The sequence below is a fragment of the Mesorhizobium sp. B2-6-4 genome, from assembly GCF_006441495.1.
Classification (GTDB): domain Bacteria; phylum Pseudomonadota; class Alphaproteobacteria; order Rhizobiales; family Rhizobiaceae; genus Mesorhizobium.
Genome location: NZ_VFUE01000005.1, coordinates 229,178 through 247,735, shown reverse-complemented (window position 1 = coordinate 247,735; position 18,558 = coordinate 229,178). Strand labels below are relative to the sequence as shown.

Here is an 18,558-nt window from a genome sequence, read left to right as displayed (position 1 = left end):
TCCTGGTCCGCGGGGTATCGTTAAGAGGTAAGGGCGTTTCACTCGGGGAGGTGAGCACATGACGATCCAGGAACGACGGCCGCGTGATCGCGGACCAAAGGGCAGGCCGCTGGATGACGCCGCGCTCGCCGAGGTGCAGGCGCTCCTGGGCGCGCGCCAGCGACGGCGCGACTTGCTGATCGAATTCCTTCATCTGATCCAGGACCGATATGGCTGCCTGTCGGCGCGGCATTTGCGGGCGCTGGCGCAAGATATGCGCTTGTCGCAGGCCGAGGTCTACGAGGTGGCGACCTTCTACGACCATTTCGACGTTGTGAAGGAAGGCGAGATGCCGCCTGCGCCGTTGACAATCCGCGTGTGCGATTCAGTGAGTTGCATGCTGGCGGGCGCCGACACGCTCCTGGCTGAATTGCAAGCGGGCGCCGATCCAGCGGCGATCAGGGTCATGCGCGCGCCCTGCATGGGCCGTTGCGCTGGCGCGCCTGCCGCGCGTATCGGTGATCGCGAGGTCGACCAGGCAACCGCCGAGGGCCTGAGGCGCATGGCCGCGGCAGCGGAGACCGGTGTGAACGTGCCCGATTATGTCGGGCTGGAGGCGTATCGGCAGGCGGGCGGCTACCAGCTTTTGCAGCGGGTACGGATTGGGGCGCTGACCACGGACGAGCTCATCGCCACCGTGGGCGATGCGGGCTTGAGGGGTCTGGGCGGTGCGGGTTTTCCCGCTGGCAAGAAGTGGCAGTTCGTGCGCTCCTATCCGGGCCCGCGTCTGATGTCGATCAATGGCGACGAGGGTGAGCCCGGCACCTTCAAGGACCGCATCTATCTCGAGCGAGATCCGCACCGTGCCTTTGAGGGTGCATTGATCGCGGCGCACGCCGTCGAGGCGGAACGGATCTATCTTTACATGCGTGACGAATACCCTGCGGTGCTCGCCATTCTTCGTCAGGAGATCGCCGCGCTCGAGGCCACCGGCATCGTCAAGCCGGGCTTCATCGAGCTCCGCCGCGGCGCTGGCGCGTATATCTGCGGCGAGGAGAGTGCGATGCTGGAAAGCATCGAGGGCAAGCGCGGCATGCCGCGCCACCGCCCCCCCTACATCGCCGAGGTCGGCCTGTTCGGACGACCGACCCTCAACCATAATGTCGAGACGCTCTGGTGGATCCGCGACATCGTCGAAAAGGGCGCGCAATGGTTCGCTGCGCAGGGCAGGCCCGGCCACCCCGGCATCCGCTCATGGTCCGTATCCGGCCGGGTGAAAAATCCCGGCGTCAAGCTGGCGCCGGCCGGCGTCACGGTGCGCGAATTGATCGACGACTATTGCGGCGGCATGGCGGACGGTCATGAGTTCAAGGCCTATTTGCCGGGCGGCGCCTCAGGCGGCATCCTGCCAGCAGCACTGGGGGACATTCCGCTCGATTTCGGCGGCGATCTGGCCAAGCAGGGCGCCTTCGTCGGCTCCCATGCTATAGTCGTGTTCTCGCAGGCCGACAATATAAAGCAGGTCACGCTCAACCTCATGAAATTCTTCAAACATGAGAGCTGCGGGAAGTGCACGCCTTGTCGCGAGGGAACCGAAAAGTTGGTGGCCATCTTGCAGGAACAGGGCCCGATGCCGGAAGACAAGATTCGCGACCTCGAAGCGGTGATGCGCGATTCGTCGATCTGCGGCCTGGGCCAGGCGGCGCCCAACCCGATCAATCATCTGCTGACGCATTTCCGGAGTGACCTCTGATGGCCGAGAGCGTGGTATTCACCCTCGATGGGCAAACCGTGAGCGCCGCCCCCGGCGAGACTATCTGGGATATCGCCAAGCGCCAGGAAACAAAGATTCCGCACCTGTGCCATGTCGACATGCCGGGCTATCGTCCCGACGGCAATTGCCGCGCCTGCATGGTCGACATCGAAGGCGAGCGCGTGCTGGCTGCCTCCTGCGTTCGCCAGCCTTCCGCCGGCATGGTCGTGAAAACCGATACCGAACGCGCCCGCAAATCGCGCGAGATGGTATTCGAGCTCCTCGCAAGCAACATGCGACCGGCGAGCGACGGTCCAGACAACCAGTCGGCATTCTGGCAATGGGCCGGTTCGATGGGGATTTCGGGCAGCCGATACCGTTCCAAGTTCACCGAGGAGGGGCTAGCGCCAGAATTCGACATCACCAATCCGGCGATTGCCGTCAATCTCGACGCGTGCATCACCTGCGGCGCTTGCGTGCGCGCCTGCCGCGAGGTGCAGGTCAACGACGTGATCGGCATGGCCGAGCGCGGCAATCACTCGATTCCTGTCTTCGACATGCACGATCCGATGGGCCTGTCGACCTGCGTCACCTGTGGCGAATGCGTCCAGGCTTGCCCGACTGGTGCGCTCTACGAGAAATCGCTGATGGACGAGACCGGCAAGACGCGTGTCGTCCAGGCGTTCGACAAGGTCGTCGATACGGTTTGCCCGTTTTGCGGCGTTGGCTGCCAGACGCAGGTCGCTGTCAAGGACAATAAAATCGTCCAGGTTGACGGCCGTAACGGTCCGGCGAACGAGAACCGGCTCTGCGTCAAGGGGCGCTTTGGCTTCGACTATGTGATGTCGCCCGAACGGCTGACGAAGCCGCTGATCCGTCGCGACGACGCGCCGAAGGCCGGCGACATTGATCTGCGCAGTGTCGACCCGCTGACAGTGTTCCGCGAGGCCAGCTGGGAAGAGGCGCTGGAGCGCGCTGCCAGCGGGCTGAAACGCATCCGCGACCAGCATGGTGGCAAGGCGCTGGCTGGCTTCGGCTCGGCAAAGGGGTCGAATGAGGAGGCCTATCTCTTCCAGAAATTCGTCCGGCAGGGTTTCGGCACCAACAATATCGACCACTGCACCCGGCTCTGCCACGCCTCTTCCGTGGCCGCTCTGATGGAGGGCGTCGGCTCTGGCGCGGTCTCGGCGCCTTTCATGGACGCCATGAAGGCCGAATGCGTGATCATCATCGGGGCGCGGCCGGCGACAAACCATCCAGTGGCCGCCACCTATTTCAAGCAAGCGGCAAAGCGCGGCACCAAGCTGATCGTGATGGATCCGCGCGGCCAGGAACTGATGCGCCACGCCAGCTATGCGCTGCGCTTCAAGCCGGGCAGCGACGTGGCGATGCTCAACGCGCTGCTGCACGTCATCATAGAAGAGAGGCTCTATGACGAGCAGTACATCCAGGCCAATGTCTCCGGCTTCGAGGCATTGAAGGCCAAGGTGAAGGATTTTTCGCCCGAGGCGATGGCTCCCGTCTGCGGCATCGAGGCCGGTGTACTGCGCGAGGTGGCGCGCACCTATGCCAAGGCGGAGCGCTCGATGATTTTTTGGGGCATGGGCATTTCGCAGCACACCCACGGCACGGACAATTCGCGCTGCCTGATCGCGCTGGCGCTGATCACGGGGCATGTCGGGCGCGCCGGCACAGGCCTGCATCCGCTGCGCGGCCAGAACAATGTCCAGGGCGCCTCGGACGCGGGCCTCATCCCGATGTATTTCCCCGACTACAAATCGGTGGAGAATGCCGATATCCGCGGCCAGTACGAGAATTTCTGGGGCCAGACGCTCGACCCCAAACGCGGCTTGACCGTCGTCGAGATCGTCGACGCGATCCATGACGGCGAGATCCGGGGCATGTACATCATGGGCGAGAACCCGGCCATGTCCGATCCGGACCAGAGCCATGCGCGCGCCGCACTCGCCAAGCTAGAGCATCTGGTTGTTCAGGACATCTTCCTGACCGAAACAGCGTGGCATGCCGACGTGGTGCTCCCTGCCTCCGCGCATGCTGAGAAGCTCGGCACTTACACCAATACCAATCGGCAGGTGCAGATCGGCCGGCCGGCCGTCAACCTGCCGGGCGAGGCGCGGCAGGATCTCGATCTCATCATCGAGCTTGCCAGACGCATGGGGCTGGACTGGAACTACGGGCACGTTTCGGACGTCTTCGGCGAAATGGCGCAAGTAATGCCGTCGCTGAAGCACATTTCCTGGGAGCGCATCGAACGCGAGGAGTCCGTCGTCTATCCTGCCGATGGTCCTGATGTTCCTGGCAACGAGATCGTCTTCACCACCGGGTTTCCGACCGCGGATGGCCGCGGGCGCATCGTGCCCGCCGACCTCCTGCCTCCCGACGAGGTGCCCGACGACGAATATCCTCTGGTGCTAACCACCGGGCGCCTGCTGGAGCACTGGCACACGGGCGCCATGACACGCCGCGCCGGGGTGCTCAACGCGATCGAGCCCTACGGCATTGCTGCAATGAATCCCTACGAGATCAAGCGCCGCGGCCTGGCGCAGGGAGACGTGATCAACGTGGAGACGCGGCGCGGCATTGTCGAAGCCATTCTGCGGGCCGATCGAGAGGTCGCCGATGGCATGGTGTTCATGCCGTTCTGCTTTAATGAGAGCCCGGCCAACATGCTTACCAATCCTATGCTCGATCCTTACGGCAAGATCCCCGAGTTCAAATATTGTGCCGCGCGGATCGTGGCGGCATCGAGATCGGTCGAAGCTGCCGAATGACGTTTGGAACCTGCCCGCGGAGGTAGTGTTGGGAGACGGCTGACTTGAGGAAGTCCATTGCTCGACGGCCGCCGGAATAGTCGGGCAGGCCGTCGCGAAGGCTCGCGACAGGTGGGAGGGGCGCTATCGCCGGCCAGATGTCAGCCATAGTTGTGCGGAACGCCCTCAACTCGGCGTTCTTCTCGCGAGGTTTGATTTGGCTGAAGGCGACGCGAAATGCCATCACCGGCCGACCAGCAGCAGCCTTCTGACGAGTGCTGCTGTTAGAGTGTTTCGTTAGGATAGACGCCCCAAAGGCGGGTTTGCCTGACGAAACCTGCCAGCGACTTGACCGCGACCCTGCACCATTGCCCGTCGCAGCGCACCAGTTCGACAATTACTTCCGGCGCCAGCCAGGCGGTGACGAGGCTGGAAACCGAAGGCTTCCGGCGCAGCGCGATCTTGTCCTTGCTCCATGGGGCGGTTACAGCGGTCCTTCGCCCCGAAAGAAGCGGACCGAAGACCCAGCCGGATGTTCCCTGCCAATCTCGCACGCGCCGCCAGTTTCCATATTCCTGGTAGATTTCAAGCGGAATCCTGGGCCGGACATAAACCCATTCGACGTCATATTGGGTGCCCGGTCCGACCCGCATATTCACAGGAGAACTCTTCAACGACGCGAAGCGGGGCAAGGCAATCCCGTTGACAGCAGCTTGAGGGCCGGCCTTTGTGACAGTTGCAACACATAGTGCAGCGATGAGGCAACAACGAAGGACGCTACCCGTGACGAAAAAGCCGCAACCGGTGTCTTGATAAGTCGACGAGACGACGTTGCTCCGAGGCGCACAACCGCGGCGTCTCACAGCGAAGCCCCATGCGAAGGATTGAAGAGGGCTCGAGGACATCTTTCGATATTGCCGCGTGGTCCTGGTGAGACAACGTCGGGAGAGGCGAGTTGCAGCGTTCGCATGGGCGTTCGATCCCACCTACCGAGTGAGCGCGTAGCAATCGATTTTTTTGAGCGCCAGTCGCCCGCAAGCGCGCCACGCTTCCGACTTGTTATCGAAGCCGGCATATCGGGCGCGGTAGTACACATCGCCATCTTTTTCGAAGGCCTCGGTAAAAGCAGAAGTGTTCGAAAGCAGTTTTGGCGCTTTGCGAGCCGCCAGTGAAAGGATTTCACGAGCTGCGGCCTTGCTTGGCATCGATCCAATCTGGATGATCCATTGACCTCTTGGGTGGAAGCGGTGCTGATCGGATCGATGGCATCGGCAGACAAGGCCTGCTCCCTGGACACATCGCCCATCGCCTCAGCGGCGAAAGCGGCTCGGGAATCGGCCACCCGGGCTGGCTTCCACGTCGGAGTGGGCACCGATGCGTTCGAAGCCGCGGAGGCGACCAATGCGCTTTCTCCGCCACGATCGATCCTGAACCGGTCCGGACCGTTGGAAGCCTTAGCCAGACAGCGGCTGATGAGACGCTTCATGCGTGCATCTCGGCTCCTGACCGTATGTCCGCCCATCACCACCGCGACGATGCTGCGGCCCTGCGCCTCGACGGAAGAAACCAGGTTGAAGCCCGAGGCATTCGTGTATCCCGTTTTGATCCCATCCACGCCCTTCACCCGGCCGAGCAGATGGTTGTGATTGCCGAAGCGCCGACCTTTGTATTTGAAGGATCGGGTGTTGAAGTAGGAATAATAGCCAGGGTGATGATCCCTGAGCGCCAGGCCAAGGCGTGCCATGTCGCGCGCCGTGGTCTTCTGGGCTGTGTCGGGCAGTCCGTTAGCGTTCCTGAACGTGGTGGAGGTCATTCCCAACTGTCGTGCTTTTTGCGTCATGAGACGTGCAAAGCCGACCTCCGACCCGCCGAGGAACTCGCCAATGGCCGTCGCGGCATCGTTGGCGGACTTCGTTACCAGGGCCAATATGACCTGTTCGACGGTGATCGTTTGACCCTGCTTCAGTCCGAGTTTGGAGGGAGCCTCGTTGGCGGCATTGGCCGACACCGGTATCGCCGTGCCTTTCGAGATCCTGCCGCTCTCGAGCGCGTCGAAGATGAGGTAGAGCGTCATCATCTTGGTGAGAGACGCTGGATAGCGCGGAGCGTCCGCATGATCTCTGTAGAGGGGTCTTGCCTGTCTTGGCATCGATGACAATGCCTGAAAATCTGGAATTGGCCTGCACGGCGGAAGCAGAGGCGGCGCAAAACACGATGACGACCGAGATCCTCAAGGCGAATTTCAACAATGACGCCGGCAAGGCGACAAGCTTCTCCAATATCAGATACATCCGCCCGCCCGTCGCCGCTCCGTGTAAAATGTGGCCGGGCGAGCCGGCCATCGGATCACGAAGCTAGGCAGGCACCGTTACCAATTGGTTATCGCATTCTTAACGAGAGGCCTCAAATTGTCTCGGCTCTATCCCTCGATTCCGCACCAGATAAGGTCGGCCGCCGTGACGGTTCGCGGAACGCCGCACGGCTCGAGGCGCGCATCGATTGCGGCGCCGACTACCAGGATGCTTCCGCGGAAGACAAGCCGATCTTGCTAGAAGATTCTATTCTACATCCTCAGGTCCGTACCCTAAGCGCTTGCTCCAGCCTGTCGGCGATTTGTGTGACGATATAGGCAATCACCATGTAGATCACGACGGCAATTACGAAGGCTTCGAGATAGTAGAAATTCAACGCGGCGGTCAGCTGTGACTGCGCGAAGATATCGACAACCTCGATGGCGAATCCGAGTGAAAGCGCCTTCATGATAACCATCATCGAGGTTGTCAGATCGGGAATTGCTGTCAGGGCGACCTGGGGAAATAGCACCCGTCGAAACAATTGGCCCCTTGTATAGCCAAGCGAATAGGCTGCGTCTGCCTGACCGGTGTCAAAGGCGTTGAGGGCTCCCTTGATAATCTCGGCCTGGAACGCCGCGACACAGCCGGTCACCGCAATGACAAGGATAACCCAATTGGGCGTTTGGTGGGCGTTGAAGTCTATGCCAACCAATGAAAACAGAAACTGAAGCGCGGGGGGAAGACCGAAATAGGCGAGGAAGATCACGATCACCATCGGAACGCCCTTGAAGACGACCTTGTAGGCCATGACGAGCTCTCGCAGTGCGGGAATCCGTCTATATTCCACGAGCGCAAACAGGCTGCCGACCATCGTCGAGAGCACGAAGATCGTGAGGGCCATTGCAAGCGTTACGGGTACGGCGCCCAGAATTTCCCGCGAGTCTTGGAGCAGGATATCGGTCTCAAACATGGTCAAATACCCTTGTTAGGTCACACGCTCGCGATCAGTGTGTTCTTGATCTGAGCAGGTGACGTAGCCTCTGGTGCCTGCATCGGGGAACGAAGCTCGAAGAAGCGGACGATGAGCCATGCGATCAGGCACATCACCGAATAGATGACCGCCAGCACGAGATAGGTTTCGAACTGGTACTGATTATAGTCGCGCTCCATGATCAAATGCGCGGTCGCCATGACATCCGCCGCCCCGATGTACATCACCAGCGCAACGTTATGGATCAGGTAGATGACGGAGTTCCCGTAGCCCGGCAATGCGAAGTGCACTGCTTGTGGCCCGATGACCCGCGTGATTTTCTGGCGAAAGGTATATCCAAGACTGTCTGCCGCATCATGCTGGCCACGATCGACGGCCAGATATGCAGGTCGCAGGACTTCTGACAGGTAGCCGCCGTGATAAAAGCTCAATGCCACCATCGCAGCGATCGTCGGCGAGAAAAAATCTTCGGAGCCGAACAGGATTACCAGCAAGGGAAGCCCGTAAAACGCAACGAACAATTGGAGGACGACGGGAACACTCCGGGCATAGGATACGTAGAGATCCGCCAGGTGACTGATCACTGGCACCCTGCGGACCCGGAGTGTTGTCGCAAGGAGAGCTAGGCAGAACCCAGCAATGAGGGCCGTAAAAGTGATGGCCAGCGTCAGCGGCAACGCCGAGAGCAACTCGGGAATCATAGCAGAAACGTCCACTTGGAACACTCCTTCTTGCAGTTCTGCCTCAACGCCGGCTGTCCAGATGCAGCTGAGGACGCCTTGTTACTTCATGTATTTCACGATGTCCTCGCCGAACCACTTCTGCGAGAGCTTGTCGATCGTGCCGTCGTCCTTCAGTTCCTTGAGCACCTTGTTGACCTCCTCGGCCAGGATCTTGTTTTCCGCTGACCGGTGAATCAGCATGTACGTGTTGTTGCTGTAGACCGGATCGGATGCGACGATATCGAGCTTCTTGTTGTCGATGACCGCCTGCTCACCGAGGTTAGACGGTAGAACCAATGCGTCGAACTTGCCGTTCTGAACTTCATCCAGGCGGTTCGGGTAGGGGATCCCGGCGCTCGATGCCGTGACGTCGAGCTTATATTGCGGATTCTCTTTCTGCCAGTTCATGATGAACTTGTAGGTTCCGCCACCTGCCGTGGTCGGAACGATCCTCTTGCCGACCAGGTCCTTCATTTCCTTTATGCCGCTGTCTTTCTTGCTGTAGATTTTCATCAGACTGGCGCCCATCGGGTTCTCTGGAATGATGAATTGCTTCTCTCGCTCGGGCGACTTGTAGTAGCCACCTACGGCGATGTCGTACTTCCCGGTGGCAAGGCCGGTTTCCTGGGCGATGTCAGAGACACCTTCCATTTCGAACTTGTACTGCGGCAGCTTCGCATTGATCGCCCTCAGAAGATCGGGCTCATAGCCTTGCGGTTCGACGCCGATCGCGCCCCAGGCCAGCGGCTTGGACTCGGCAGACGTCGCGATCTTGACCGTCCGGACGGCCTGACCATAGCTGATCCCAGCGGTTGCGAGGGCAATTGCGATGCCACCAGCGACGGCCAGGACATAGCGGCGGGAAAAACCGGATGTGATTGCAGACATTTCTTGGGTTCCCTACTTGTTGAGCTATTGAAAAGCGAGTTCTGACTGCAGGAATTGAGCCAGTCGTGGACTGGAAGGCGCGTCGAAGATTTCAGCCGGACTGCCGTCGGCGGCAACCACGCCACGGTCCATAAAGACGATCCGGTTCGAGATGTTCTTTGCGAATTGCATCTCGTGGGTCACAAGCAGCGACGTGATCCCTGACGACGTGACATCCTTGATCACCTTCAAAACTTCACCGACAAGTTCAGGGTCCAGCGATGACGTAGGCTCATCGAAGAGGATGACGTCAGGACGCACCGCCAGCGCGCGTGCGATGCCGGTGCGCTGGAGCTGGCCGCCCGAGAGCTGGGATGGATAGCTGTCTCGCTTCGACGAGAGACCGACCCGATCGAGCTCTCTGAGCGCGATTTCCTGCGCCTCTTCCCTGGATTTGCGCTGCACCACAACGAGCGGATCCATCACGTTCTGGAGGACCGTCATGTTCTTGAAGACGTTGAACTGCTGAAAGACCATCGCGGTCCTCAACCGGATCGCCTGGACAGCGGCCTTGTCGGCACGCTGGTAATCCATCCGAATCTGATCGAACGCGATGGTTCCTGACGACGGCTTGGCCAGATAGTTGATGCATTTCAGCAGCGTGGTCTTGCCGGTGCCGCTGGGGCCGATGATCGACACCACGTCACCCCGCTTTACCGAGAGATTGACGCCGTTCAGGACCTGCGTGCTTCCGTAAGACAGCTTTATATCTTTGAGTTCAAGCATTGCTGGTTGCCCTTCGGAAAGTGTGGGACGGACTGGCTTGACCGTATGCGACGTCATCACTCGCTCTCCGCATGGCCCAGGACATGCATCAGCCGGTTTGCCCAGCCGAAGATCGCTATGGCGTGGACGAGGTCGATGATCTCGGCATCATTCATGCCGACTGATCGCAGCGAGGCGACGTCGTCTGCCGTCGCTTCCGACGGCGCCGCCGACAGGCGGCGGGCAAAGTTGTAGATTGCCGCATCGCGCGACCCGAGCTTTTCAGGTTTGTCGAGATACAGCGCCGTGACCACTTCATCGCTCTTGGTCAGCTCTGCATGCCGGCGGGCGTGAACAACGGCACAGAATTTGCAGCCATTGACGATCGAGGCACCCAATGCGCCAAGCTCGCGGTCGGGACGGGCAAGCCCGCCCTCGACGTACATGATCGCGTTGAACAACACCGTGCGGGCAAGATAGCTCTCGGGATCATGCACAAGGGTGCGCACATATTCCGAAACTTTCTTGGCCGACGGCGTAACCTTCATCGCTTCGAGCTGTTCCGGCGTTGCCTCCGATAGCTCGACCGGTGCGATATAGGGATGCCAATTCAGCGGCTTCAGGCGCACCGAGGAAATCATGCCCGCCTCATCAATCGCAAGCCGGTTGCGACCCGGGTCTGGAAGTTGATGAAGGCAATCAATTCGGAGAGCGCAACGATCTGGGGATTGTTCAATCCGGCTTGGGCGAGCAGAGCAATGTGGCTCGCCTCCGCCTTTTTCGGCGTCAGGGTGATCAGGTCAACATGTCGGGCGATGGTCGCCAGAGGTTCATTCAAATCCGTTTCCCCCCGGGCCAAGGACAGAAGCTGCTCCGTGGGACCAAGCTGAGCCAGTTGCACCTCATATTCGGCCATCAGGACGGGATCGGCGTTCAGAGCTGCCATGCGACGGGCCAGAGCGACCCGCAAATTCGGCGCCAGCCCCTGGTCGTTTGCCGGCTGCAGGACGGAGAGGCGACATTCCTCGGCCCCTCGCACGAATTCGGGCCGAAACCGCCGTGCAGCAAAAAGGGCATCGTCCGGTGAAAGACCTGCAGCCTTGTCCATTGCGTCGATCACAGTGCGGCCTCCTTATGCAACAAGGGTGTTGAATCGACCCATTCGTCGCCCAGAAGTTCCGGGGTGTCATAGGCGATCAGATTGGCGAAGTGGGTTTCGACGTCTTCGGCGAACAGCGACGCGGCAATGCCGCGGACCAGACGGTCGGCACCGGCGCTGACGGCCGGGATATCGCCGGAGACCTTACCATGGGTCAGCATGGCGGCGTCGTTGAAGCAGTGGACATGCGCCAGCATCGGGCAGGAACCGGGGACGCGCTCGCGGAATTCGAAGGCGGGGCCGAGATCCGGTGCCTCCAACATGCCTGCGCGCGGCGGCCCCATGTCCGGCGTATATCGACCATCCGACCAGGTGCGAATGTGTGGGGCGAGGGCAGCGAATTCCGGGCGACCACTGAAGTCATTTGAAAAGCCGGTCGCAGCGATCATGAAATCGTAGCGCATCGGCCCTTGCGTAGTTCCGACCAGAAGGCCTCCGGCATCTTCCTTCACCGCGACCACACCACAGTCGAGAAAGAAGCGGGCATTCGCATGACGAGACACGCGAAGCGTCGATGAACGCGGCGGCGGCGTCTGGGTCGAGGCGGTGTAGTCGAAGAATCTCCACTTCCAGGAATCGGGCAAATGATACATGCCGAGGATGACACCCTGGCTGCCGATCCCGGTCAGCTTGTTGATCCGCGGCATTTCCTTGCGCCGGATCAACATGTCGACTGAACCGGCGCCCGCCTCGAGCGCCGTCGCGGCATTGTCCATCGAAGAGGCGCCGGCGCCGATAACCGCAACACGCTTGCCCTTCAGTGCATCAAAATCGATGTCGTCGGCAGAATGGGCCCAATAGGAGCGATCGATGCCCCTGAGGAAATCGGGCACGGCAAAACCGCCGAGACCGGACCGACCGGTGGCTAGAACGAGACGACGGGTGAGAACCCGGCCGGTTTCCGCGCCCTCGACATCGATCGCAATCAGATCGCCAACGGCTGCAACGCCTGTCATGCGCACGCTGTTGCGTACTGGCAGACCAAGCACGTTCCGGTACCAGACCAGGTAGTCCATCCACTGGCCCTTGGGGATTTTGTCCAGCGACCGCCATGCCTCGACGCCCCATTGTGCCGTGAACCAGGCGCGGAATGTCAGTTGCGGCAGACCGAGCGACGGACCGTGCAGCGTTTTCGGCGACCGGAGCGTTTGCATGCGGGCAAACGTTATCCATGGCCCTTCGAAGCCGGCCGGAGCCGCGTCATAGGCGACGACATTGGTTATCCCCGTCAGCACCAGCTTTGCGGTGGCAGCAAGTCCGCACATGCCGGCGCCGATCACAACGACGTCACGGACCGGCACGCCATCGCGCGAACGTGCGGGAACCCATGGCTTGGCAGGCAGTTCGAGAAAATCGAGGTCCTGAGCAAGTTGTGCTTCAAGCGCGGCTAGACCTCTCGGGGGGAGCGAACTGGGCGTGTGCTTCATATTCCCGTTCCGTGATTTGTGCCGGAGGCAGGATCGGTCACCAATTGGCCGGCCAGGGTCGGATCGAGTTTCTTGAAGCCAACGATCGACCGTTCAGCCACCGCCTCGACCGCATCCACCAACGCCTGCGCGACTGGACGAAGGGGGCGTTTTTCGCCAGCCACAACACCCCAATAAAAGAGGACGGTTACATCGATCGGGCGAATGACGACCCCAGGCAGGCCCACGCCATAGGCGGTGAGGGGGTCGATGACAGCCACAACACCAGTCCGGCGTACGATCTGCAACGCGCCATAGGCGGTATTCGTGCGGATTACTGGCCCGGTGTCGATGCCCCTGGCCGCCAACGCCTTGGAGACATGCAGCTGGAAACGCAGCGGGTTGAGCAACGTGGCGACGCGGCGGCCGGCAAAAGCGGAAAGCGGTATGACATCTAGTTCGGCCAGCGGATCATCCTCCCGCACGGCAGCAACATCAGGCGCCGAATAGAGCCGCAGGACATCCAGACCGGGCGTATCGAGCGGCAGGCTTGAAAACCCGACCTCGGCACGTCCGCTACGCACTTCCTGAGCGACGGTCGAGGGAAGAAACTGCCCGAGATGCGTCTCGTGCGGAAGCTCGGCACCTTGGAGTTCAGCCAAGGCCGTAGGGATCAAGCCGGTGCCGATCGCGGAGGTGGTGACGATCTGCAGGATTCGCCCTCTGCCGGCGGCGATCATCTTGGCCCGCGCTGCGAGTTCGGTGAAAGACATCAGCAGGCGTCGTGCTTCCTCCTCGAACGCGACTCCTTCTTCAGACAACTGCACCCGTCGACCGATCCGATGCAGCAATTCGAAGCCAAGTTCGGCCTCAAGCTCCTGAATGGTGCGCGTCACCGCAGGCTGGGAACGTCCGAGCATGTCAGCCGCCCTGGTGATGCTGCCGCTGGCAGCAACCGCAAGGAAGGTCTGAAGGTCCCGGGTTTCCATGTTTCTCCTACATGCGTAATCCGTATGATTGACATCGTCTCATTCGTTTTTGATATATGTCAAGCGGAAACGAATGTTCGTTACGGGCTTTGTGCATATGCCGGCTTCAGCGCCAGAATCCGGATCGGAGGCGGACAGGGACGTCAGACGCGGCTCCAGCTTGCGAAACCTGCTGAAGAAAAAATTCAGGTGACGGCGGCAAGGATTCTCGAACCACAAAGCCTGCGGAGGAATGTTATGCGCGTGAGTATTCTGGGCGCCGGAGCAATTGCTTATGGCCTTGCCGCCTATTTGGCAGGATCGGGGCATTCGCCAACGCTTTGGTCACCGTCGGGACAGCGCACAAGGGCGTTGGCTACCGGCGAATTGTTGAAAGCGACGGGGGATATCGCGGCGACGGTACCCGTGCGCATCGCCAAGGATTGCAAGGATGCCATCGCCAACGCGGACGTGGTGGTGATTGCACTTCCGGCTTACGGCCACAGGATGGTGATGGATGCTGCCGCCCCCCATCTGATCGATGGAATTCCGGTCATCATCAGTTCGCATTGTTCGTTCGGGGCACTGTATCTCTCCAGGCGGTTGGCGGAGCGCAAGGTCAGCTTGCCGATCGTCCTTTGGGGCACAACACTGTTGACCGGGCGGCAACTCGGGCCAACCGAGGTCCATGTCACCACCATTCGCCAGAAGCTTGACGTCGCGACGCTGCCTTTCAAAGCTCAGGATGAAGGATACGGATTTTGCACGAGCCTATTTGGTGATCGTTTCGTCAAGCGCGACGGCATGCTTGCGATCGCGCTCAGCAACCTCAATCCGCAAAACCACTTGGGAATTGCCCTCCTCAACCTGACACGCATGGAAAAAGCCGAGCAATGGAGCCAGGGGGGAAACGTCACCCCTGCCGCTGGCCGCCTTATCGAGGCTCTGGATGCCGAACGGCTAGCCATCGCGGCCCATTTCGGTATCGCGGTTCGCACCGTCCAGGAGCATTTTTCATTGTCGTTCCATGTTCCGAAGGGAACCGTTTCGGAGATGAACCAGGAGATGGATCGTCAAGGCCGTGGCGGCTTTGGTCCGACAACAATCGAAAGCCGCTACATTCTCGAGGATGTTCCGTTCGGACTGCTGCCGACCGTATTGTTGGGTAAGATCACCGAGAAACCGGCGACGCTCCACGAGTCTGGAGTTTCGATATTATCGGCGGCTTACGGTCGCGATCTCAGGGGAGATAACGATATTCTTCCTGCGCTCGGCCTCGAGGGAATAGCAAAGGCGGATCTTGAAAACCTTTGCCGCACGGGGTTTTGAGTGCGCCCGCAGTCGATGCGGCATGATCACATTTAGGGGCACCGCGCTACGTCATCGCGTCGGTGCATTTTAACAGTGGTGCGCAGCGTCAGGGCGATGTCGCTGGCGCCGCGATCGCCAGAACCAGCCATGCAACCGTCGAAAGTAGCGTTCGGGACGCTGCGGGGAATCGAGCATCCCGAATTGACAATATCCCCTCCGGGGGGATAGCACTTCAGAATGAAAGAGCGTCCCCACATTCACGAGACCCATCCCGACATCGTCAAACGGCTGAAGCGGGCCGACGGTCATCTGAGGGGCGTTATTGAGATGATCGAAGCAGGCCGGCCTTGCCTTGACATTGCCCAGCAGCTTCATGCGGTCGAAAGGGCTGTTTCCCAGGCCAAGAAGACGCTCATCCAGGATCACCTAAACCACTGCCTGGAAGATGTCGTGGGGCCGCTGCCGCGTGAGCAGCGCCGCTCGATCGATGAATTCAAGGACATCACCAAATACTTGTGAGACACGCTCCATGATGGACGGCATTCGCGGCTGGTTCGGCTTCGGCCCGGCAGCTCAAGGCTTCGGCGGGCATGGCCATGACCATGGCGAGGGCGGACACGGCCACACGCATGGCGTGGTCGATCCCACAATCGCGACGACCACACGCGGCATCTGGGCGATCAAATGGTCGTTCGTGCTGCTAGCCCTCACAGCGGTGCTGCAACTGGTCATCGTATTCCTCTCGGGCAGCGTGGCGCTGCTTGCCGACACCATCCACAATGTCGGCGACACGGTCACCGCCATCCCGCTGTGGATCGCCTTCATGCTGGCGCGGCGCAAGCCCAGCAAGACCTTCACCTACGGCCTTGGCCGGGTCGAGGACCTGGCCGGCATCATCATCGTCCTGATTATCCTCTTCAGTGCCATCGTCGCCGGCTATGAGGCGATCGACAGGTTGATCCATCCCCAAGCCATCAGCTTCCTCGGCTGGGTTGCCGCCGCCGGCCTCGTCGGTTTCCTGGGCAATGAGGCTGTCGCGGTATTCCGCATCCGCGTCGGCCGCGAGATAAACAGCGCGGCCCTGATCGCCGACGGCTATCACGCCCGCACCGATGGCTTCACCAGCCTTGCGGTGGTGCTTGGCGCGGCCGGCGTCTGGCTAGGCTTCCCGCTCGCGGACCCGATCATCGGCCTTTTGATCACTGTGGCTATCCTCGCCATCGTCTGGCAGTCCTCAAAGGCGGTGCTGACACGCATGCTGGATGGCGTCGAGCCGGGCATCGTCGAGGAAATCCATCATGCGGCTGAACATGTGAGGGGCATCCAACGGGTCGCCCAGGTGCGGGCGCGCTGGATCGGCCACAGGCTGCATGCGGATATCGCCATCAAGGTGGCCGAGACAGCGAGCGCAAAGGATGTGGTCGGCATCGCGGAGGCTTTGAGAGGGGAGCTGTTCGACCACCTGCCGGCGCTCTCGGAGGCGAACATCCGTCTGGAAGGCGAAGGCGGATCCGTGGCGGGCGGTTCGGCCCACGCCGATCATGCGCCGGAGCCTTTCAAGGTCGTCAGCGACCTGGCAACGGGAACGCTCGAAATCGTCGATACGCCCGCTGGCGAGCGCTTGCGTCTCACCATCGACAGCCATGCCGACGATCTGGGGGCGACCGTGATCATCGACCGGTCCGAAGGTCCCGAGACGCTTTCGCTCGGGCCTGTCGCCGGCAATCACCACCGCCGTGAAAGCAGCGTCGCCCCCGCCGAGCCGCACGAGTTCGAGGCGAGGCTGATCCTGACCTCTAAGGGCAAGCAACAGGTCCTGCCGTTCAAGATGGTTGAGCCGGAAGGCCACCAACACTAGGACGGGGCAGACTTGCGCGACTTGACGCGTTCGCTCAATCGGTGTCGCGTGACGCGGGTCGATGACAGATCTCGCCGCTCACGCAGCTCTGTTCTTCTCAGCAAGGTCCGCCCCCGCTGGAGGTTGCCACAGGTTGGCCAAGTCCGAGCTCATTTAGGGTTGCGCCGCACAACGGTGCAGGAGCAGCACTGCCGGTTTGGCCAGCTAGGCTATTCGCAGACAGCGATCAAAGCCGCGCCTTGGTGCTCCGGGGTGTCGCCAACAACAGGCTGGTCTCGCTGCCGGTGATGCCGGGGATCAGGCGGATGCGCCGCAGCACGGCGTCGAATTCGGTCAGTGTCTGTGTCCCCAGTTCTATCACCAGGTCCCAGCGGCCGTTGGTGGTATGGATCGTCGAAACCTCCGAGAAGCCGCCAAGAGCGCGGATCACACGATCGGCGGCATGCCCTTCGATTTCCACCATCATGATGCCGCGTACACGCTGGTCGACGGCATCGGCTCGCAGGATGACGGTATAACCGATGATCGCACCGGCTTTTTCAAGGCGCTCTATGCGAGACCTGACCGTTGCCCGCGAGACGCTGACATCCATGGCAAGGTCCGAGATGCTGCGCCGCGCGTCATGCCGCAAAAGCGTGATGAGCTGTTCGTCAAGCTGATCCATGGCTCAGAATGCAATCAAATCATTCCATTTTGATAGCCCATTTCGACAAATTTGCCAATTTGATATGTTCATCCTGCCAGTTATCCGCGCTCCAATGAGGCCTAGAAAACGCGCGGGGAAATACGGATGCATTGTACGATCGTCGGGGCACCGATCCAGGTCGGCTCGGGCCGGATGGGTTGCGAGATGGGGCCTAGTGCGCTGCGTACCGCAGGCCTGGCGGCAGCGCTCACTGAACTCGGGCATACGCTGGCCGACCTTGGCACCGTCGCCTCTGCCGATCTGCGCCCGATCAGCCACGGCAATGCCGCCTTGAAGGCGCTGCCGGAAATCGTCGCATGGACGGCGGCGATTACCGAGGCGGCCTATGCAGCCAGCGCCGGCGCCATGCCGATCTTCCTTGGTGGCGACCACAGCATTTCCGCCGGCACGCTGGCCGGTATCGCCCGCCGGGCGGCGGAAGCCGGCCGCCCGCTGTTCGTGCTGTGGCTCGACGCACATCCTGATTTTCACACGCTCGACACCACGACCAGCGGGAATTTGCATGGCGTGCCGCTGGCTTATGCCAGCGGGCAACCCGGCTTCGAAGGCTACTTCCCCAGCCTGGCGGCTTGCGTGGATCCGGCCCGTATCTGCACACTGGGCATCCGCAGCGTCGATCCGGCGGAGCGCGAAGCGCTACGTAAGGCGGGCGTCACCGTGCACGACATGCGCATGATTGACGAATACGGCATGGCCCCGCTGCTTCGCGCCTTTCTCGAGCGGGTCAGTGCCGAAAACGGCATGCTGCATGTCAGCCTCGATGTCGATTTTCTCGACCCTTCGATCGCGCCTGCCGTGGGCACCACCGTGCCGGGCGGCGCCACCTTCCGCGAGGCTCATCTGGTGATGGAGATGTTGCACGACAGCCGTCTCGTCACCAGCCTCGACCTGGTCGAGCTCAATCCCGCACTCGACGAACGCAACCGCACCGCAACCCTTCTCGTGGACCTGACCGCGAGCCTGATGGGCCGGCGGATCATGGACCGTCCCACACGGAGTTATTGAACT

General features: G+C 60.9%; 18 protein-coding genes and 1 pseudogene. 7 read left to right on the top strand and 12 right to left on the bottom strand.

What is annotated here, in order from left to right; translation table 11 throughout:
* Nucleotides 1-58: 58 nt before the first annotated feature.
* Both FJ426_RS09435 and fdhF read left to right on the top strand, forming a co-directional pair.
* Nucleotides 59-1,732, top strand: a complete 1,674-nt coding sequence (locus FJ426_RS09435; protein ID WP_140559905.1) for an NAD(P)H-dependent oxidoreductase subunit E — start codon at nt 59-61, stop codon at nt 1,730-1,732.
* Nucleotides 1,732-4,524 carry a formate dehydrogenase subunit alpha gene (gene fdhF / locus FJ426_RS09430; protein WP_140559904.1) on the top strand — a complete coding sequence of 931 codons (2,793 nt, stop codon included), beginning with the start codon at nt 1,732-1,734 and terminating at the stop codon, nt 4,522-4,524. Before FJ426_RS09435 ends, fdhF begins: the two co-directional genes overlap by 1 nt.
* 263 nt (nt 4,525-4,787) lie before the next feature.
* Here fdhF and FJ426_RS31765 read toward each other — a convergent pair whose 3' ends face one another.
* The 3 genes and pseudogenes from FJ426_RS31765 to FJ426_RS31755 all read right to left on the bottom strand — a co-directional run.
* The gene (locus FJ426_RS31765; protein WP_281405485.1) at nt 4,788-5,162 is read right to left on the bottom strand and encodes an SH3 domain-containing protein; all 375 of its coding nucleotides are present in this window, start codon (nt 5,160-5,162) and stop codon (nt 4,788-4,790) included.
* A 327-nt stretch (nt 5,163-5,489) separates the two neighbouring features.
* A complete protein-coding gene (locus FJ426_RS31760) occupies nt 5,490-5,708 on the bottom strand; it encodes an SPOR domain-containing protein (RefSeq protein ID WP_246675528.1) in 219 nt (72 codons plus the stop codon).
* A 365-nt stretch (nt 5,709-6,073) separates the two neighbouring features.
* Nucleotides 6,074-6,577: pseudogene (locus FJ426_RS31755) on the bottom strand (D-alanyl-D-alanine carboxypeptidase family protein); the annotation flags it as partial.
* 83 nt (nt 6,578-6,660) lie between these two features.
* Here FJ426_RS31755 and FJ426_RS31750 point away from each other — a divergent pair.
* On the top strand, nt 6,661-6,861 hold the full coding sequence (locus FJ426_RS31750) for a hypothetical protein (RefSeq protein ID WP_246675525.1): 201 nt from the start codon (nt 6,661-6,663) through the stop codon (nt 6,859-6,861).
* Between the two features lie 213 nt (nt 6,862-7,074).
* Here FJ426_RS31750 and FJ426_RS09415 read toward each other — a convergent pair whose 3' ends face one another.
* The 8 genes from FJ426_RS09415 to FJ426_RS09380 all read right to left on the bottom strand — a co-directional run bounded on the left by FJ426_RS09415 (nt 7,075) and on the right by FJ426_RS09380 (nt 13,696).
* Nucleotides 7,075-7,767 carry an amino acid ABC transporter permease gene (locus FJ426_RS09415; protein WP_140559903.1) on the bottom strand — a complete coding sequence of 231 codons (693 nt, stop codon included), beginning with the start codon at nt 7,765-7,767 and terminating at the stop codon, nt 7,075-7,077.
* A gap of 20 nt (nt 7,768-7,787) precedes the next feature.
* Nucleotides 7,788-8,504, bottom strand: coding sequence for an amino acid ABC transporter permease (locus FJ426_RS09410; protein WP_140559902.1), 717 nt, complete (start codon nt 8,502-8,504; stop codon nt 7,788-7,790).
* A 66-nt stretch (nt 8,505-8,570) separates the two neighbouring features.
* Complete coding sequence (locus FJ426_RS09405; protein ID WP_140559901.1) at nt 8,571-9,398, bottom strand: transporter substrate-binding domain-containing protein; 828 nt, start codon at nt 9,396-9,398, stop codon at nt 8,571-8,573.
* Between the two features lie 24 nt (nt 9,399-9,422).
* Nucleotides 9,423-10,163: an amino acid ABC transporter ATP-binding protein gene (locus tag FJ426_RS09400; RefSeq protein ID WP_140559957.1), complete on the bottom strand. Its 741-nt coding sequence runs from the start codon at nt 10,161-10,163 to the stop codon at nt 9,423-9,425.
* Nucleotides 10,164-10,219: 56 nt separating this feature from the next.
* Nucleotides 10,220-10,783, bottom strand: coding sequence for a peroxidase-related enzyme (locus FJ426_RS09395; RefSeq protein WP_140559900.1), 564 nt, complete (start codon nt 10,781-10,783; stop codon nt 10,220-10,222).
* The gene (locus FJ426_RS09390; protein WP_140499332.1) at nt 10,780-11,262 is read right to left on the bottom strand and encodes a hypothetical protein; all 483 of its coding nucleotides are present in this window, start codon (nt 11,260-11,262) and stop codon (nt 10,780-10,782) included. Before FJ426_RS09390 ends, FJ426_RS09395 begins: the two co-directional genes overlap by 4 nt.
* Complete coding sequence (locus FJ426_RS09385) at nt 11,259-12,728, bottom strand: NAD(P)/FAD-dependent oxidoreductase (protein WP_140559899.1); 1,470 nt, start codon at nt 12,726-12,728, stop codon at nt 11,259-11,261. The genes FJ426_RS09390 and FJ426_RS09385 overlap by 4 nt, the downstream gene beginning before the upstream one ends.
* Entirely contained in the window at nt 12,725-13,696 is a 972-nt protein-coding gene (locus FJ426_RS09380; RefSeq protein ID WP_140559898.1) for a LysR family transcriptional regulator, read from the bottom strand. The genes FJ426_RS09385 and FJ426_RS09380 overlap by 4 nt, the downstream gene beginning before the upstream one ends.
* Before the next feature lie 237 nt (nt 13,697-13,933).
* Between FJ426_RS09380 and FJ426_RS09375 the strand changes: the two genes are divergently transcribed.
* The 3 genes from FJ426_RS09375 (at nt 13,934) to FJ426_RS09365 (ending at nt 16,844) form a co-directional block, all read left to right on the top strand.
* Nucleotides 13,934-15,004 carry an NAD/NADP-dependent octopine/nopaline dehydrogenase family protein gene (locus FJ426_RS09375; RefSeq protein ID WP_140559956.1) on the top strand — a complete coding sequence of 357 codons (1,071 nt, stop codon included), beginning with the start codon at nt 13,934-13,936 and terminating at the stop codon, nt 15,002-15,004.
* Between the two features lie 219 nt (nt 15,005-15,223).
* The gene (locus tag FJ426_RS09370; RefSeq protein WP_140499324.1) at nt 15,224-15,505 is read left to right on the top strand and encodes a metal-sensing transcriptional repressor; all 282 of its coding nucleotides are present in this window, start codon (nt 15,224-15,226) and stop codon (nt 15,503-15,505) included.
* Between the two features lie 10 nt (nt 15,506-15,515).
* Entirely contained in the window at nt 15,516-16,844 is a 1,329-nt protein-coding gene (locus tag FJ426_RS09365; RefSeq protein WP_140559897.1) for a cation diffusion facilitator family transporter, read from the top strand.
* A 226-nt stretch (nt 16,845-17,070) separates the two neighbouring features.
* On the opposite strand, the gene FJ426_RS09360 is transcribed toward FJ426_RS09365, so the two are convergent.
* Complete coding sequence (locus tag FJ426_RS09360; RefSeq protein ID WP_140499320.1) at nt 17,071-17,508, bottom strand: Lrp/AsnC family transcriptional regulator; 438 nt, start codon at nt 17,506-17,508, stop codon at nt 17,071-17,073.
* Between the two features lie 126 nt (nt 17,509-17,634).
* Here FJ426_RS09360 and rocF point away from each other — a divergent pair, with 126 nt between their 5' ends.
* Nucleotides 17,635-18,555: an arginase gene (gene rocF, locus FJ426_RS09355; RefSeq protein ID WP_140559896.1), complete on the top strand. Its 921-nt coding sequence runs from the start codon at nt 17,635-17,637 to the stop codon at nt 18,553-18,555.
* The last annotated feature ends 3 nt before the right edge of the window (nt 18,556-18,558 follow it).